The organism is Paracoccus kondratievae (genome assembly GCF_009301415.1).
In the GTDB taxonomy this organism is placed as follows: domain Bacteria; phylum Pseudomonadota; class Alphaproteobacteria; order Rhodobacterales; family Rhodobacteraceae; genus Paracoccus; species Paracoccus kondratievae.
In genome coordinates this window covers 1,338,928-1,355,776 of sequence record NZ_CP045073.1, presented here as the reverse complement: position 1 = coordinate 1,355,776, position 16,849 = coordinate 1,338,928, and the positions used below count along the sequence as shown (strand labels likewise).

The window sequence follows — 16,849 nt, the reverse complement described above, 5'->3', positions numbered from 1 at the left end:
ATCTGCTTTGGGGGGCGTCAAACCTGCAGCGCCGGCTGTTTCAGCCAGCCTTGCGGCACCGGCACGGGCCGGGGCGGCATCTGTTTCGCAATCGTCTCGGTCGCGACCTCGGGCAAAAGCGCGCGCAGCAGGCGACCCTGAGGCCAGGGCCCATAACCCGAGGCGACGTTGATATGCCCCGCCGCGCCCAGATCGACAAAAGACGCCCTCCACACCCGCGCCAGATCGCGCGCGCGGTCGAACTCCATCCAGCTGTCGTTGCGGCTGGCAACCACGATGGTCGGCACCGGTAGCGGTGCTTCGGGGATCTTGCCAAAGACCGCAGTGCGCGGATCGCGGCCGGGCTCGGCCGGGGCGACAAGCAGCGCCCCGCCAACCTTGAGCTGCGGCCATTGCAACAGCAGCTTGACCGCCGCGATCGCCCCCAGCGAATGGCCGACAAGAACCGCGCCGGGATGCGCCAGCAAAGCGCCGGCGATCTCGGTCAGCCATTGGTCGGGCGAGGGTCGTGACCACGAGGCCTGCTCGACCATCACCGAATTCGGATCGGTTTGTGCCCACCAGTGTTGCCAATGCGGCGCAGGCGAACCGTCAAGACCGGGGAGAAGTAATGTGCGAATCATGGGCTTTCTCCTTCCAGTAAATATCTATCATGTTAGTCGAGTTTTTGGGTTCCAAATCTCGTGCTGGATGAAGAAAATAATTCTATGCCCGGTTGCGGGCTGCAAAACGTGACAAGCCCCACCATGCGACTGCATGGCAGGGGCTGTAATGCGCAAGATGGCGGTCAGAGGATCAGAGGTCGGCGTCCTGCAAGCTGCGCTCAGCGCGGGCAAGACTTGCGGCCAGACGCGCGGCAACCAGCTCGGCATGGGCGGTCACTTCGGGCACGCCCATCAACTCGCCCACATGGCTGCGTGCAAGCGGACCAGCCACAAGGATGCCGGGCGTCGGCTGGCCGTTGCTGCCGACCGCAAGGCACCCCTCAGTCACGTCAAGCCCCAACCGCAGGGCATCCGGCCTGACCAGCCCGGCATCTGCCAGCGAGGCAAGGACAGGCGAGCTATGCAAGATGCTGTCATGTGCCGGGCCGGTAGCAAGGATCACCCTGTCGAAACGCTCGCGCCCGGTCTTGCCGCCCCGGGTACGCCATTCGACCCAAAGGCCGGTATCATCCTGCTGCGCCGACAGCAGCCGGGCAGCAAGGACGCGCAACCGCGAATGGTCGATCAGCCGGTCCAGAACCCCGGCGACCTGCGGCGCTATGCGAAACCGATGAACGTCCCACCAGACCCGCAGCTTTTTCAGCAGCCGCGCGCGTTGGGCAAGATCCAGCGCCGCCCAGATCGCGGGTCCGTCCCGGCGCACATTGTCAAGCGTCGCCTGCCAGGGCAGCCCGGCCCCGATATCAAGACGCACGGCGGCGCGGATATTGCGCAGCAGTTCAAGCGCGCTGCGGGCAGGCCGGGTTGCGAAGTCCGAGGGCGACTCGGGGTAGCCGAAAACATGACCGCGCGAACGCAACCCACGCCGCGATAGCGCCGTGATGCGACCCTGAAAGCCCTGCCGGTCAAGACTTGCGATCACGTCGGCGGCGGTCAGTCCGGTGCCGACCACCAGCACCTCGCCATCCTCTGCTGCGACTTGTGATATCCGCCCCGCCTGCGCGCTGTCGGCGATCAGCCGGGGCGAGCCCTCCAGATCGCGAAACGCCTGAGGGATGCCGGGCGGCGGATGACCCGATGCGATCACCAGCAGATCGGCCTCAAGCTCGGTGCCGTCCTGGCAAAAGATGCAAAAACGCTCGCCGCGATGGACCCAGGTCGCGACGCTTTGCACATGCCGCACCTGCCCAGAAGCCAGCAGCGGCGCAAGGTTGTCGCTGACATAGTCGGCCACCAGTCCGCGCTGCGGGAAAAGCCCGCCGCCCTCGGCCTCGGTGCCCGGCGAAAGATCGGGGCGCGCTGCCTCGATCCATTTCTGCAAACCGCCCTCATCCGCGCAATCCATGGTCATGAGCGCGGCGGGAACGTTGATGCGATGGCTGGGATCGGCGGTCGAATAGGCCAGCCCCTGCCCCAGTTTCGGACGCGGCTCAATCACCACGATCTGTGCCGGGGCCGTCACGGCACGGGCCAGATGCCAGGCGACACTGGCCCCGGTAAAGCCGCCGCCGATAATGGCAACGACCGGAGTTTCGGCGGGGTTATTGGCAGGCGCGCTCATGCCACCTCGGCGATCCGCGGGGCCTCGGCCGCCAGGGCACGACGCCATGCGACAAGTTCGGTGATCGCAAGAATGGGTAGATTATGGCGCTGTGCGAACTCTTCAAGTGCCCGGCCGCGCATCATGCTGCCGTCATCATTGACCAGTTCGGCCAGAACGCCAACACCGGGCAGGCCGGCATGGGTCACCAGCTCCCACGCGGCTTCGGTATGGCCGGGTCGGGCCAGAACGCCTTCGGGGCGGGCGCGCAGGGGGAACATATGGCCGGGGCGGCGCAAGGCCGCCGGATCGGGATGACCGGCAAGGGTGCGCAGGGTCAGCAGGCGGTCCTCGGCCGAAACACCGGTGCCGCAGGCCGCCGCATCGCAACTGACAGTATAGGCGGTGCCGTTCGGGTCCTGATTGCCCTGTACCATCGGCGGCAGATCAAACGCCGCACAACGCGCCGGGTCCATGGCCGCGCAAAGAATGCCGGTCGTGTGGCGGACCATAAAGGCCACTTCGCGCACCCCGATGGCCGAGGCCGCACCGATCAGGTCGCCCTCATTCTCGCGGTCCTCATCATCGGTGACGATGACCAGCCGACCGGCGGCGATTTCGGCAATCGCCGCGCGGATACGGGCATCAAGTCGATCGAAAGATGTCGCAGTCATCTGGGCTCCTTCGCGTCAGGCCGGGCCGAGGCCAAGCAACCTTACGGCATTATCGTGGAAAAAGCGCGGCAGGACATCCTCGCGCAGTCCCAGCCGGACAGCGTCCTGAATGCTCTGACGGATCGGCCGGAAGGGATAGGACGAGCCGAACAGCAGCTGATCGCCCAGAAAGCCGTTCGCCGCCTCGACATAGGCACCGCCGCCCGCCTGAAACAGATACATGTCAGGGATGACATGGATGTTCTCATAGCGGAATGCGAGGCCAAGGATGTCCTGCATATTCGGCCAATAGCCGTGAAAGACACCGATTCTCAGCTTGGGAAAATTGCGCGCCACCGCCGCAAGCCCGGCCGGATCGTTAAAGCGCGGGTCGGGCGTGGTCGGCCCGCTCATCACAAAGATCGGGACGCCCTCGGCTTCGGCCCATTCATAGACGGGCAGATAGGCGGGGTCGTCGGGATGGCGGGGCGGGGTGCCAAAGCCGGGCTCGACATCTATACCGCGCAGGCCAAGCGTCTGGATGGCGCGACGCGCCTCGGCAATGGCCACATCCGTGCCCTGAATGACCGGATCGACCGAGCCAATGCCAGTCAAGCGCGCGGGATCAAGGTCGACGATACGCGCAATCTCATCATTCGGAAGATGCTGACTGGGCGTGTGGCGGCCAACGACAACTGCACGGGTCAGATCAGCGTCGCGGACCTCATCCAGAAACCCCCCGGGCGTGGATGAGCGGGTAAAATGCTCATCATCGCCAAGAGTGCCGACACGGCGGTTAAGCCAGCGCACGGTATCGTAATCCGCCGTTCCCGGGGTCCTGCCGAAAAAATCGTGCAGGAATGCCGGGCGGCAGCGCATGTCAATGACGGGAAAGGTCATGGTTTTCTCACAAGATCGTCACGAAGCGGCACGGGCGCGAATGTCAAACGCACCGCCGGTCTGGCTGCTGCGCTGCAAAGTCACGGCATCCTTGCCAAGCAGGGGAAAGACCAGTTCGGCAAAGCGGATCGCCTCTTCCAGATGGGGATAGCCGGACATGACAAAGGTCTCGATGCCCAGATCCTGATATTCCTGCATCCGTGCTGCCACGGTGCCGGGGTCGCCGACCAGAGCCGTGCCTGCACCACCACGCACCAGTCCGACCCCGGCCCAGAGATTTGGCGCAATCTCCAGCTTGTCGCGGCGACCCCCGTGCAACGCCGCCATGCGACGCTGCCCGACTGAATCCATTTTCGCATAGTTCGCCTGTGCCCGGGCGATGTCCTCATCTGTCAGACGACTGATCAGGCGATCGGCTGCGGCCCATGCCTCGGCCTCGGTCTCGCGCACGATGGCGTGCAGACGGATGCCAAAGCGAACCTTGCGGCCATGCTTTGCCGCCCGCGCCCGCACATCGGCGATCTTTTCCGCGACCGCCGCCGGGGGTTCGCCCCAAGTCAGATAGGCATCGACATGCTTGCCGGCAAGCTCATGCGCGGCCTCGGACGAGCCGCCGAAATATAGCGGAGGCCAGGGCTTTTGCGGGCCGGGATGAAAGTTCCTGGCGCCCTCGACCCGGACATGGCGGCCATGGAAATCGACCGTCTCGCCCTCCATCAGCCGTTTCCAGACGGTCAGGAACTCATCCGCGTTCTCATACCGGCCGTCATGGCTGAAAAAGGCGCCGTCAGCCGCAAGCTCACGCGGGTCACCGCCCGGCACGACGTTCAAAAGCAGCCGTCCCCCCAGCGCCTCGTCCAAAGCAGCCGCCTGCCGCGCCGCGACGGTCGGACCGCTGATCGAGGTACGCAATGCGACCAGCAGTTTGACCCGCTGCGTCACCGGCGCAAGCGCCGCCGCGACAACCCAGGGGTCAAGACAGCTTGCCCCGGTCGGGATCAGCATGCCGTCATAGCCCAGCCTGTCAACGGTGGTGCCGATATCGCGCAGATAGGCGCTGGTCGGCGGGCGACCGAAATCCGAAGTGCCAAGATAGCGCGTGTCGCCCGAGGTCGGCAGGAACCAGAAAATCTCGGGGGTCGTCATTCCGCAGCCTCCGTGCGATGCAGCTCTTTTCCATCAAATGCGGTGGGCCGGCTGGCATCGGCGACGCTTTCACGGCCGATGTAATACTGGCGCCAATGCGCGGCGGGGTGGCTGTCACGCACCCGGCCATCCTGATCGCCAAGCAGCTTTTCACGCAGCGTGCCCGGCGCATATCGGGTCTGTACCCGGCCACGCTTGCGCAGTTCCGGCACCACGAAGTCAATGAAATCGGTGGTCGAGGCCGGGGTTACCGCATAAGCAAGGTTGAACCCGTCCACGCCACCTTCATCGACCCATTTTTCAAGCTCATCCGCGATGGTCTGCGGACCCCCGACCAGCACCGGCCCCAGCCCGCCAATCGCGCGGCGGTGGACCACATCGCGCACCGTCCAGGCCTCGCCATCTGCGGCGAGAGATTCCAGCGTCGTGCGCAGACTGTCGTTTTCGACCGCCGTCAGCGGGGTATCAGGGTCAAGGGACGAAAAATCGAGCCCGGTCCAGCCACCGTAAAGCGCCAGCATACCGTCGGCACTGGCATAGCTGAGATATTCCTCATACTTGCGCTGCGCCGCCTCGTCGGTCGGGCCGGTGATGACGGTCAGAAGCGTAAAGATCTTCAGCGCGTCCGGCTCACGCCCTGCTTCTGCCACCTCGGCGCGGATCGCATCGGTCAGCCTGCGCGCCGTCTCGGGCGAGGTTGCCAGCACGAACATCGCCTCGGCATGGCGCGCCGCGAACTGCCGCCCGCGCGAGCTTGCACCTGCCTGAAAGATGACAGGGGTACGCTGCGGCGAAGGTTCTGACAGGTGAAAGCCAGGCACCTTGAAATATTCGCCCTCATGCCGGATCGGATGAACCTTGCTTGCGTCCGTGAAAACGCCGGTTTCCTTGTCGCGCAGGACAGCCCCGTCTTCCCAGCTGCCTTCCCACAGCTTGTAGGTGACCTCCATATATTCCTCGGCCAGATCATAGCGGGCGTCATGGGCAATCTGCCGGTCCAGTCCGATATTGCGCGCCGCACTGTCGAGATACGAGGAAACCACGTTCCATGCCACGCGCCCCTTGGTCAGGTGGTCCAGCGTCGAAAGACGGCGCGCCAGCAGATAGGGATGCTCGAACGTCACCGCCGCGGTGATGCCAAAGCCAAGGTTCCTGGTCACCGCCGCCATGGCCGAAATCGCACCAAAGGGATCGTTTACCGGCACCTGTGCCGCGTCATGCAACGCCGCTTCGGCCGAGCCGCGATAGACGTCATAGACACCCACGACATCGGCAATAAAGAGCGCGTCGAAATGGCCGCGCTCAAGCTCGATGGCCAGATTGGTCCAGTATTCCAGATCGTTATAGCGCAACGCCTGGCTGGAAGGATGCCGCCATGTCCCCGCCGCCTGATGGCTGACGCAGGTCATGTCAAAGGCATTGAGGATGATACGTTTTTTCTTGGCATTGCTCATGACGGACCACTCGGACAGGGATTAACCGACAGCGCGCAGGGGCGCGCTTTGAAAGCGGGGCAGATGCGGGGTAAACTGGCTGACCGCACGATCAAGACGGGCAATGGCCGCCTCTGAGGTCAGCCCGTCGCTGCCAAAATCCGACGAAGAGGCATAAAGCCCCGTCGCCAGCGTATGGGCCTCAAAAAAGCCGAAAACCGGGCGCAGCTGATGCTCGATCACCAGGGCATGGCGGTCGCCGCCGCCGGTCGCCGCCAGCAGCACCGGCTTGCCGGCCAGCGCAGCGGGATCAATCAGGTCAATGAAATGTTTGAAAAGGCCGGTATAGCTGCCCTTGTAGACCGGGCTTGCGACGATCAGCGCGTCAGCGGCCAGAAATTCGTCGATATGGTGCTGATGGGGGCCATCCTGCGGCTGGCGCAGTGATCCGAAATCCGGTCCAAGGTCTGAAATGTCGAAAACATGCGCACTACCACCGAAACGCGCAATGGCGCGGCTGGCCGCCTCTTCGATCAGGATGCGGGTTTTCGAGGGTTGGCTCCACGAGCCGGCAAAGGCGGCGAAACGGGGTCCGGACATGAGTTCTCCACGAAAAGACGACTCGATTGCTAGTGATAGACATAGGGGGTGGGTCCACGCCCGGCCATTCCAAAGCCGGGCCGCCCAATAGGTGAAAATCACCGTCTTCACCCCAGATCAGAGAAAAGACTATCTCTGTCGTCCCGGATGACTTACAGCCAAAACCTCCCGCGATCTCCCGCTATCGCCCCGTTTTCCCTGCTTATTCCACAAGTCCCGGCACCCGTTTTTCAGTGCTGCAACGCATCAGGGTCTGGGCCGCCGCCACCCCCAAAAGGTCGGATCTCTGCCCCGGAACAACCGATATAGCGGCCTTAACGACCCTCTCAGGGGCAGATGGATTTTCTCGCGCGGCCTCTCTGGGGAAACTTGTTCTCTTGCGGCCCGGATCTTTGGAATGGCGGCGGCCAGAAATCACGTTAACCTTAGTCGTGAATTTGGCCTGCCCACCCCAAGCGCCAGAACGCCGGTCACCCCCGCGCCACAATCGGCAGGACGGGGGCGGTTGTCTGATGCCGGAACCGCGGGCCTGCCAGACTGCAAGGACAGGATATCCGCCATGACCATCCAACCTCCGCAAGCACGACCCGGGGCGGCAAGCCCCGTCCCCGTCGTGCCCGCATGGATCGAGACCCGCGAACAGGCGCTGGAGGCTGCGCACCGTCTTGCCGCCGACTGGGCCCCCAAGGCGGCCGAGCGGGACGCCCAGCGTATCCTGCCCTTTGACGAAATCGCGGCCTTTACGGCCTCGGGCCTTGGCAGCCTGACCGTCCCGCGCGCCTATGGCGGGCCGGGACTGGATTATCTGACCCTGGCCGAGGTGTTCGAGATTCTGTGCGCGGCTGACAGTTCGGTGGGCCAGATCCCGCAGAACCATTTCGGCGTCATCCAGCTGTTGACCGAGGCCGGCAGCCCCGAGCAAAAGGCGCGCTGGTTCGCCGACGTGCTTGCCGGCGCCCGCATCGGCAATGCCGGACCCGAGAAAAGCCGCGCTGTGGTCACCCATAACACCACCGGCCTTAGCCGTGGCCCGCAGGGGCTGCGCCTGAACGGACACCGCTATTATTCGACCGGGGCGATTTTTGCCCATTGGATCCCCACCCGGGCCAATGACGAACAGGGCCGCCCCGTGCAGATCTGGGTTCCCCATGACGCGCCGGGCGTGCGTGTGATTGACGACTGGTCAAGCTTTGGCCAGCGCTCCACCGCCTCGGGCAGCGTGATCTTTGAAGATGTGCCGATCAGCGAGGATCAGATCATTCCCGTCTGGCAGCGGGCCGAGACGCCGGGTCTGGCCGGGCCGGTCTCGCAGCTGATCCAGGCGGCAATCGACAGCGGCATCGCCATCGGAGCCCTGGACGAGGCAATCCGCTTTGTGCGCGAGAAATCCCGCCCCTGGGTCGATTCCGGGGTCGAGCGTGCCCAGGACGACCCCTATATCATTGGCGATGTCGGGCGGTTGCAGATCGACCTGTGGGCTGCACGCGCGGTTTTGCATGACGCCGCGCGCCTGCTTGACGAAATCGCCGCCAACGAGGTGACCGCCGAGGCCAGCGCCCGCGCCTCGGTCGCGGTGGCCGAAGCCAAGATCCTGACGACCGAAATCGCGCTTAACGCCGCCGAAAAGCTTTTCGAGCTTGCCGGATCGGCCGCGACCCGTGCCGCGCCGAACCTTGGCCGCATCTGGCGCAATGCCCGCGTTCATACGCTGCACGACCCGGTGCGCTGGAAATATCACCTGCTGGGCAACTGGCACCTGAACGGTGCACTGCCTGCCCGCCATCAATGGAACTGAGATGATTAGAACCGCTCCTCCGCCCCGCGACGTGCATGTGATCACCGACGACGCCGAAGCGATCGAGGCCGCCCACCGCCTTGCCGCTGGTTTTGCACCCGGCGCCTCGGACCGCGACCGCAACCGCGTCCTGCCCTGGGATGAGCTCGAGGCGTTTTCGGCCTCGGGCCTGTGGGGCATCACCATACCGGCCGAACACGGCGGTGCAGGTGTATCCGCGGTGACACTGGCGCGCGTCATCGCCATCATCGGTGCCGCCGACGGCTCGCTGGCGCAGATCCCGCAGAACCATTTCTATGCGCTTGAGGTCCTGCGCAGCGGTGGCAGCCCAGAGCAGCGCGCCTATTTCGACAGGCTGGCGCTCAGCGGGCACCGCTTTGGCAATGCGCTGGCAGAGATCGGCGCGCGTGACTTCAAACGCCGCACCCGGCTTTTTCACGATAACGGCCGCCTGCTGGTCGAGGGGCGCAAGTTCTACTGCACCGGTGCGATCTATGCCCATTGGATCCCGACGCTGGTCGTCGACGAGGATGAGCGTCAGCAGCTCGTCTTTATCCCGCGCGACGCGCCCGGCGTCAGCATCACCGATGACTGGGACGGGTTTGGACAGCGGGGCACCGGATCGGGCTCGGTCGCCTTCGACCGTGTCGAGGTGCGTCCCGAATGGGTCATTCCGTTTCAGGCAAGCTTTGAACGCCCAACGCCCATCGGCCCGCTCGCGCAGCTTTTGCATGCGGCGATCGACCTTGGCATCGGCAAAGGCGCCTTTGCGGCCACCCTGCCCTTTATCCGCGACCGCGCGCGGCCCTGGATCGACGCCAAAGTCCAGCGCGCCGCCGATGATCCGCTGCTGGTCGCAGGTGTGGGTGAGGTCTCGGTCCGACTGCGCGCTGCCGAAGCGCTGGTCGACCGCGCCGGCCGCGCTGTCGATGAGGCCATCGCCGATCCGACCGAGTTCACCGTTGCGCAAGCCTCGCTGTCCGTCGCCGCCGCCCGGGCGCTGACAACCACAGCTGGCCTTCTCGCCACGTCGAAACTGTTCGAACTGACCGGCACCTCTGCCACGCTGACCGAGGACAACCTCGACCGCCACTGGCGCAACGTGCGTACCCATACGCTGCATGATCCGGTGCGCTGGAAATACCACGCCGTCGGCAATCACAGCCTGAACGGTATCAACCCGCCGCGACACGGAGCGATCTGAATGGCCCGCCTTGGCAAGCATATTATCGTCAATGCCTTCAACATGAACTGCGTGGGCCATATCAACCACGGCCAATGGACCCATCCCCACGACCGCTCGGCAGATTATACCCGGCTCGACTACTGGACCGACCTCGCCCGAACGCTTGAGCGCGGCTTGTTCGACGGGCTGTTTCTGGCCGATATCATCGGCACCTATGACGTCTATGGTGGTGGGATAGATGTGACCTTGCGCGAATCCGTGCAACTGCCGGTCAATGACCCGATCCTGCTGATCTCGGCCATGGCGGCCGTGACGCAGAACCTGGGCTTCGGCGTCACGGTCAATGTCAACCAAGAGGCCCCATATACCTTTGCCCGCCGCATCTCGACGCTTGACCACCTGACACAAGGGCGGATCGGCTGGAACATCGTCACCGGCTACCTCGACAGCGCCGCACGCGCAGTGGGCCAGAACGGGCAGACCAATCACGACCTGCGCTATGATCAGGCCGACGAATATCTCGAGGTGCTCTACAAGCTCTGGGAATGGTCCTGGGACGACGATGCCGTGATCCGGGACCGTGCGGCGCGCGTCTATGCCGACCCGGCCAAAGTGCGCAAGGTCGTCCACCACGGACGTTTCTACGATGTCGAGGGCTGGCACCTCTCGGAACCTTCGCCGCAAAGAACACCGGTGCTCTTTCAGGCCGGAACCTCGGGCCGCGGCCAGCTTTTTGCGGCACGACACGCGGAATGCGTCTTCATCTCGGCCCCGGAAAAACAGCTGGCTCGCAAGGCCGCGCAAAGCATCCGCGCCGCCGTCGCCGCTGCCGGGCGCCGCCCCGAGGATGTCAAGATCATCATCGGCATCAACGTCATCACCGACCGCAGCGCGGCGGCAGCATTGGAAAAGCTGGCTGAGTATCGGGCCCATTCCAGCCCCGAGGCCGGTCTTGCCCATTTCGCCGCTTCGACAGGCATCGACTTCTCGCGCTATGATCTGGACGACCCGATCCCTTACGGGCCGACAAACTCGATCCAGTCGGCAACAAAACTGGCCGAAAGCCGAGGCTGGACCAAACGCGATCTGCTCAACCAGCTCGCGCTCGGCGGGCGCTACCCCCTTGCTGTCGGAACGCCGACCGAGGTGGCGGACGAACTCGAATCCTGGGTGCGCGAGGGCGACATTGACGGCTTCAACCTCACCCGCCTCGCCACGCCCGAAACTTACGAAGACTTCGCCGATCTGATCGTGCCGGAACTGCAAACCCGCGACAGCTTCAAGACTGAATACGCACCGGGCACGCTGCGCCACAAGATCTTCGGCCAGGGCGACCGCCTGCCCGACCGCCACACAGTTGCAAACTTCCGCCCCGGCCCGGCGGTGGCGGCGCAATAGTCCTTCTTTCGTGTCAAAATATCCACGGGGGTGTGGGGGCAGTCAGCCCCCACATTCATTTCAGCGCGCCTTCAGCCGCCTGACTGCATGATCCCCCGAAAACTGCACAGCCGAAACCAGCAGGATCAGGATCGCGATCACCACCAGCATGACAGTGGTGTCAAACCGCTGATAACCATAGCGAATCGCCACATCACCCAGACCACCCGCGCCGACAGCGCCCGCCATGGCCGAGGCGCCGATCATTGAAACAACGGTAATGGTGAACCCGCCGGCAATTCCCGGCAGTGCCTCGGGCAGCAGCACATGGCGTACGATGTCCCAACGCCGGCAGCCGATGGACTGTGCGGCCTCAACCAGCCCCGGATCAACCTCGCGCAAGGAGACCTCGGCAATCCGCGCGAAAAAGGGGGTCGCTGACACCGACAGCGGCACGATCGCCGCCCAGACACCGATCGTCGTGCCCGCGACCAGCCGCGTAAAGGGGATCAGCGCCACCAGCAGCACGATGAAAGGCACGGCTCGGAATCCGTTCACCACAGTGCCGATAATGCGGTTCAGCCTCGGTGCCGGAAAGATCCCGTCAGACCCCGAGGTCACCAGAAACACTGCCAGAGGTATCCCCGCAAGCACAGCGATCCCGGCCGAGACCGAGACCATCAGCACCGTATCCCAAAGCGCCTGTTGCAGGCGGTCAACCATCTGTGTCGTCAACATATCCGATGATCCTTGTCCTGTCGGCGAGATGCGCCGGAAACTCTGCATCGCCCCCCGGCCCCAGCGCGAGCAGCAGCTTGCCGATGGCGCGACCCTGAATGCGGTCGATTTGCGAAGATAAAAGCCGCAGCCCCCTGCCTCCGGCCAGTTCAGTCAGCTGCGCCAGATCCGGCACGGCTGATCCTGCAAAGGTCAGCTCGACCACCGCCTGATCCTCGGGACCGCGCCGGGTCTCATGCAACCGGTCGGCCAGATCCTCGGGCAGGCCGTGCTGCAAAGGTTGCAGCAGCGCCTGCGTGGCCGGATGGCGGGGCGCGCCAAAGACCTGCCACACCTCGCCCTGTTCGGCGATCTCTCCGCGCTCCAGCACCACCACCCGGTCGCAGATTTCACGGATCACGCTCATCTCATGGGTGATAAGGACGATGGTCAGTCCCAGCCGCTGGTTGATATCCCGCAAAAGCCGCAGGATCGAAACCGTTGTTTCTGGGTCCAGCGCCGAGGTCGCCTCGTCGCACAGCAGGATCTCGGGACGGCTGACCAGCGCGCGGGCGATACCGACGCGCTGTTTTTGCCCACCCGACAGGCGCGACGGGTAGGTTCCACCCTTGCCGGCAAGACCGACCAGATCCAGCGCCTGATCAACGCGGCGTGTGATCTCGTCCCGTGCCACGCCCGCGACCCGCAAGGGCAGTGCGACGTTTTCATAAACCGTCTTGGCGGACAGCAGGTTGAAATGCTGAAAAATCATGCCGACGCGGCGGCGCAGGGCGACCAGTCCCGCCTCATCGAGCAGGGCGATATCCTCGCCATCGACCAGAACCCGGCCGGTTGTCGGACGCTCAAGCCGGTTGATGGTGCGCAGCAGGCTGGACTTGCCCGCGCCCGAGCGGCCGATGATGCCAAAGATCTCACCCGCCCGGATGTCAAGGTCGATGCTGCTGAGCGCCTGCACCTCTCCGGCCGATGACCGGTAGGTCTTACCCAGCCCCTCGAACCGTACCGTGCCTGCCTTGCGAATGGCCGCAGCGGCGGCGGGAATTTCCGTCACCGCGCTGCGCGCAAGGGTTGCTGCCGCACCCGTCATCAGCTTTGCCACGCAAGGATGTAAAGCTTGTCACTGCTGGCGAACGAGGCATGGACCTGATCCTTGACCGCCTGCGACTGCTGGAACAGTTCGATGAACTGCTTGATGCGCGGGTCATCCTTGTTGTCGCTGCGCGACACAAAGGAAACCGAGAACTGTTTGTCCTCGATGCCCGAATAGATCAGCCCCGAAGTCGGGTCAAAAGCGCCCGAGGCGACGATGAAATGCGGATAGCCCTGCGCCAGATCGACATCGCCGGTGATACGGACCAGCTGCGGCCCCTCGACCTCGGTGAATTTCAGATTGCGCGGGTTCTCGACAATATCGTCAAGCGTGCCAAGGAAACCCACGTCCTCTTTCAGCTTGATCAAGCCGGCCTTTTCCAGCAGCAGCAGGCCGCGCCCCTGGTTCACCGGATCATTGGCGATAGCGACGCTGCCACCTTCGGGGATTTCGTCAAAGCTTTTATGCTTGAGCGAATATAGCCCAAGGTTTGCCAGAATGCCCTGGCCCACTACCTCAAAATCATAGCCGCGCTCTTTCTCGGCATTTTCCAGGAAAGGACGGTGCTGAAAAAAGTTCAGGTCGATATCCCCCGCCGCCAGCGCGACATTCGGCGTGGTCCAGTCGCTGAACTCGACCACTTCGACCTCAAGGCCCTTTTCTTTGGCTTCCTCGGCGGCGACGTTCACGGCATCACCATAGGCACCGGGAACGACACCGATCTTAAGCGCCTCGGCCGAGGCGGACAGGCCGACCAGCGACAGCGCGGCGGCAAATGCAAAAGTGACAAGTTTCATGGCTGTCTCCGTCAGTTGGCTGCCGTCTGGCTAAGCCAGGGCAGCGAATAGAGTGCGGGGTTATGGGCATTCGAGGCGTCGATCCGGTCGCGTACCGCCTGCGAGCTTTGATAGATCCTGATGAATTCCGCGATTTCGGGATCGTCAGCGTTATCCACCCGGGTGACGAAGCGGATGGCGAAATGGATGTCGTCAAGCCCGGAGTAAAGCAGCGCCCTGCCAGCGAAATCGTCGCGCCCGGCATTGACGTAATGGGCCGGGTAGCCCTGTGCCAGATCAACGTCCGAGACGGCGCGGACCAGCTGCGGCCCCTCGATCTCGACGAATTGCAGGTTGCGGGGGTTGGCGGTGATATCGTCAAGCGTCGCTTTCCAGCCGACATCGGGCCGCAATGCGATCAGCCCGGCAGCCTGCAACAGCACCAGCCCCCGGCCCTGATTGACCGGGTCGTTGGCAACCGCCACCCGCGCCCCGTCCGGCAGCGCCTCAAGCGAGACATGCTTTTCCGAGTAAAGCCCGATATTCGGCAAGATCCCCAGAGCCACGGACTTTAGCTCATAACCAGTCTCTTTCACCGCATTGTCGAGAAAGGCCTGATGCTGAAAGTAATTGGCGTCCAGATCGCCATTTGCCAGTGCGAGATTCGGGGTGGTCCAGTCACTGAATTCGACCACCTCGACCTCAAGGCCCTTTTCCCTGGCCTCGCGGGCGGCGACCTCGATCGAATCCGCCAGCGCCCCGGGAGTCACACCGATCTTGACAGCGCCAAAAGCAGATGTGGCGACCAGTGCAAGCACCGCCGCCAGCGCGGGGATTGCCGTCTTGTTCTTCATTCTTGCCTCGATCTTGCCGTATGCCGGCGACCGGTTTGGCCGCCAAATGACGATTTAGTTCATCGTCATTTGCTACGCTGCGTCGAGGTTCCTGGCCATTCCAAAGCCCGTGCAGGAAAGAGAGAACTATTCTCTGGCTGCGCCCGACAGGGGAACGTCAATGCTTGCGTGCTAAATGCAGCGGCTGGAATGATACGCCAACCTCATGGCCTGAGCCCCAGGTGCATTCCACGGGCTATCTGACCAATATGCACCAATCTGCCAGGCACGCCGTTGGTCCTGATCCTGATGGCCGCCGACAACACGGCATCCGGATAATACCTTTGTGGTCGCCCGCTTTGCCATCACGGTTCACGATGAAAATGGCAATCCGAGCGCATCCCAGCAGGACGGCAGGCTCATGCAGATAACCTGTTCTTTGGCCCCTGGGCACCACCCCCGCATGACTGAAGGGATATCACTCAGATATCACGGGTCGAGATTATCGGTATGCAGCCCACGACAGACAAACCCCGTCGCCCCGATAGGTTTCTATACCGGGATATTCGAAACGAGTATTGTCTGCTTTACCTGCGGCACGTTCATCGAATGTGCTGGCAGCCAGGAGAGGGTATGGCCCGGACCGCCGACAACGGTTTGCAACCCCTTCACTGGGTCGGCTTGGTCAAGCTTGGCCCGGCCGAGTTGGCCGCCAGCCCCAAACTGCACCCCCTCCGCATCCGCGCCGGGGCTTTGGCGAATGGCACACCAGGTCCGGACCTGATGGTCTCGCCTCAGCCCCCGGGCGCACAAGCTGGCCAACCGCCATATTCAGCACCACTGTCCTGTGATGTGCTGATTGCAACGGTAAGAAACGCGAACAGGGTCACGGCAACAACCGTGACCCTGCTTTTCAGCTGTCTTTCGTCTGTCAGGCTTCGCAGGTCACCGCATTGGCGGCGCTACGCTGACGACCCAGCCAGACCAGCACCAACCCGGCCGCAGCGGTCAGACCACCTGCAACGGGAACGGCGGCATAGCCCAGCCCCGCGCTGATCACCGCACCACCAAGCGCCGCGCCAATCGCATTGCCAAGGTTGAAGGCCCCGATATTGATCGACGAGGCAAGGCCCGGCGCATCATGGGCGGCTTGCATGACCCGCATCTGAACCGGAGGCACGATCGCGAAGGCCGCCGCACCCCAGATCAGCAAGGTGACCGCCGCACCGACAGGGGTGCTGATAAGCAAGGGCGAAATCAGCATGATCCCCGCCAGCGCGGCAAGAAAGATCGCCGTCGCACCGTCAAGCGACCAGTCGGCAACTTTGCCGCCCAACCAGTTGCCGATGGTAAAGCCCAGCCCGATCAGCACCAGCGCCAGCGTGACGAAACCGTCCGACACTCCGGTCACTTTCGTCAGGATCGGCGCGACATAGGTGTAAAGGGCAAACATCGCGCTTGCGCCCATCACCGTGGTCAGCATCGCGATGACCACCTCGGGCCGGGCCAGCACACGCAACTCGCGCCGCAGTTCAGGCCGCACGCCGGGTGCGCCTTTGGGCAGGGCCATCCACAGCGCCGCAATGGTCAGCAGCCCCAAAACAGCGGTACCGGCAAAGGCCGCGCGCCAGCCGATCTGTTGCCCGATCCAGGTCGCCACCGGCACGCCGCCGATATTGGCAATGGTCAGGCCCATGAACATGGACGCAACCGCGCTTGCCCGTTTTTCAGGGGCAACGACGCTGGCCGCCACCACCGCGCCCAGTCCAAAGAATGCGCCGTGGTTAAGGCTGGTCACCACGCGTGAGATCAGCAGGGTCCAGTAATCCGGCGACAAGGCAGACAGGATATTGCCCAGGGTGAAAATCCCCATCAGGGCCATCAATGCCGTCCGCTTGCCAAAGCGACTGAAAAGCAAGGTCATCACCGGCGCGCCAACCATCACCCCGATGGCATAGGCGCTGACCAGAAGCCCCGCCGAAGGAATCGAGACCCCGACCCCTTCGGCAATTACCGGCAACATCCCCATGGGCGAGAATTCGGTCACCCCGATCCCAAAAGCACCCACTGCCAGCGCCAGCAGCGGCCAGTTGAATTTCTGCGTTGTCATGGCGGTT

The 16,849-nt window shown here is 63.6% G+C and carries 15 protein-coding genes and 1 pseudogene; 4 read left to right on the top strand and 12 right to left on the bottom strand.

The features are described 5' to 3' along the window. Window positions 1–17 precede the first annotated feature (17 nt). From F8A10_RS18030 to F8A10_RS18000, 7 genes are all read right to left on the bottom strand, one after another. Window positions 18–623 (bottom strand): RBBP9/YdeN family alpha/beta hydrolase, encoded by a 606-nt coding sequence (locus F8A10_RS18030; protein ID WP_010398940.1) that lies wholly within the window; start codon window positions 621–623, stop codon window positions 18–20. A 172-nt stretch (window positions 624–795) separates the two neighbouring features. Beyond that, the gene (locus F8A10_RS18025; RefSeq protein WP_152368073.1) at window positions 796–2,226 is read right to left on the bottom strand and encodes an FAD/NAD(P)-binding protein; all 1,431 of its coding nucleotides are present in this window, start codon (window positions 2,224–2,226) and stop codon (window positions 796–798) included. Continuing rightward, window positions 2,223–2,879 (bottom strand): 3,4-dihydroxy-2-butanone-4-phosphate synthase, encoded by a 657-nt coding sequence (gene ribB / locus F8A10_RS18020; protein WP_152368072.1) that lies wholly within the window; start codon window positions 2,877–2,879, stop codon window positions 2,223–2,225. The genes F8A10_RS18025 and ribB overlap by 4 nt, the downstream gene beginning before the upstream one ends. A 15-nt stretch (window positions 2,880–2,894) precedes the next feature. Then, window positions 2,895–3,758 carry an amidohydrolase family protein gene (locus F8A10_RS18015; protein ID WP_152368071.1) on the bottom strand — a complete coding sequence of 288 codons (864 nt, stop codon included), beginning with the start codon at window positions 3,756–3,758 and terminating at the stop codon, window positions 2,895–2,897. Window positions 3,759–3,776: 18 nt separating this feature from the next. Then, complete coding sequence (gene ssuD / locus F8A10_RS18010) at window positions 3,777–4,904, bottom strand: FMNH2-dependent alkanesulfonate monooxygenase (RefSeq protein ID WP_010398947.1); 1,128 nt, start codon at window positions 4,902–4,904, stop codon at window positions 3,777–3,779. After that, window positions 4,901–6,358, bottom strand: a complete 1,458-nt coding sequence (locus F8A10_RS18005) for an LLM class flavin-dependent oxidoreductase (protein WP_152368070.1) — start codon at window positions 6,356–6,358, stop codon at window positions 4,901–4,903. The genes ssuD and F8A10_RS18005 overlap by 4 nt, the downstream gene beginning before the upstream one ends. A gap of 21 nt (window positions 6,359–6,379) precedes the next feature. Next, the gene (locus F8A10_RS18000) at window positions 6,380–6,937 is read right to left on the bottom strand and encodes an NAD(P)H-dependent oxidoreductase (RefSeq protein WP_152368069.1); all 558 of its coding nucleotides are present in this window, start codon (window positions 6,935–6,937) and stop codon (window positions 6,380–6,382) included. Between the two features lie 559 nt (window positions 6,938–7,496). Here F8A10_RS18000 and F8A10_RS17995 point away from each other — a divergent pair. From F8A10_RS17995 to F8A10_RS17985, 3 genes are read left to right on the top strand one after another with little or no spacing between them, the layout of a single operon-like run. Then, window positions 7,497–8,732 carry an SfnB family sulfur acquisition oxidoreductase gene (locus F8A10_RS17995; RefSeq protein ID WP_152368068.1) on the top strand — a complete coding sequence of 412 codons (1,236 nt, stop codon included), beginning with the start codon at window positions 7,497–7,499 and terminating at the stop codon, window positions 8,730–8,732. Between the two features lies 1 nt (window position 8,733). Next, window positions 8,734–9,936 carry an SfnB family sulfur acquisition oxidoreductase gene (locus F8A10_RS17990; protein ID WP_152368067.1) on the top strand — a complete coding sequence of 401 codons (1,203 nt, stop codon included), beginning with the start codon at window positions 8,734–8,736 and terminating at the stop codon, window positions 9,934–9,936. Beyond that, entirely contained in the window at window positions 9,937–11,316 is a 1,380-nt protein-coding gene (locus tag F8A10_RS17985) for an LLM class flavin-dependent oxidoreductase (protein ID WP_010398957.1), read from the top strand. Window positions 11,317–11,376: 60 nt separating this feature from the next. Here the strand turns inward: F8A10_RS17985 and F8A10_RS17980 are convergent, their stop codons facing one another. Genes F8A10_RS17980 through F8A10_RS17965 form a run of 4 tightly spaced genes read right to left on the bottom strand, consistent with a single transcriptional unit; the run spans window position 11,377 to window position 14,753 of the window. Continuing rightward, window positions 11,377–12,033, bottom strand: coding sequence for a methionine ABC transporter permease (locus tag F8A10_RS17980; protein ID WP_010398958.1), 657 nt, complete (start codon window positions 12,031–12,033; stop codon window positions 11,377–11,379). Continuing rightward, on the bottom strand, window positions 12,011–13,120 hold the full coding sequence (locus tag F8A10_RS17975) for a methionine ABC transporter ATP-binding protein (RefSeq protein WP_083825853.1): 1,110 nt from the start codon (window positions 13,118–13,120) through the stop codon (window positions 12,011–12,013). The genes F8A10_RS17980 and F8A10_RS17975 overlap by 23 nt, the downstream gene beginning before the upstream one ends. Next, on the bottom strand, window positions 13,120–13,920 hold the full coding sequence (locus F8A10_RS17970) for a MetQ/NlpA family ABC transporter substrate-binding protein (RefSeq protein ID WP_085503104.1): 801 nt from the start codon (window positions 13,918–13,920) through the stop codon (window positions 13,120–13,122). The genes F8A10_RS17975 and F8A10_RS17970 overlap by 1 nt, the downstream gene beginning before the upstream one ends. 11 nt (window positions 13,921–13,931) lie before the next feature. Next, complete coding sequence (locus tag F8A10_RS17965) at window positions 13,932–14,753, bottom strand: MetQ/NlpA family ABC transporter substrate-binding protein (protein WP_010398965.1); 822 nt, start codon at window positions 14,751–14,753, stop codon at window positions 13,932–13,934. A gap of 489 nt (window positions 14,754–15,242) precedes the next feature. Between F8A10_RS17965 and F8A10_RS21965 the strand changes: the two are divergent. Continuing rightward, window positions 15,243–15,518, top strand: a pseudogene (locus F8A10_RS21965) (Hint domain-containing protein); the annotation flags it as partial. A gap of 145 nt (window positions 15,519–15,663) precedes the next feature. Here F8A10_RS21965 and F8A10_RS17955 read toward each other — a convergent pair. Beyond that, window positions 15,664–16,842, bottom strand: coding sequence for an MFS transporter (locus F8A10_RS17955; protein ID WP_010394510.1), 1,179 nt, complete (start codon window positions 16,840–16,842; stop codon window positions 15,664–15,666). Between the last annotated feature and the right edge of the window lie 7 nt (window positions 16,843–16,849).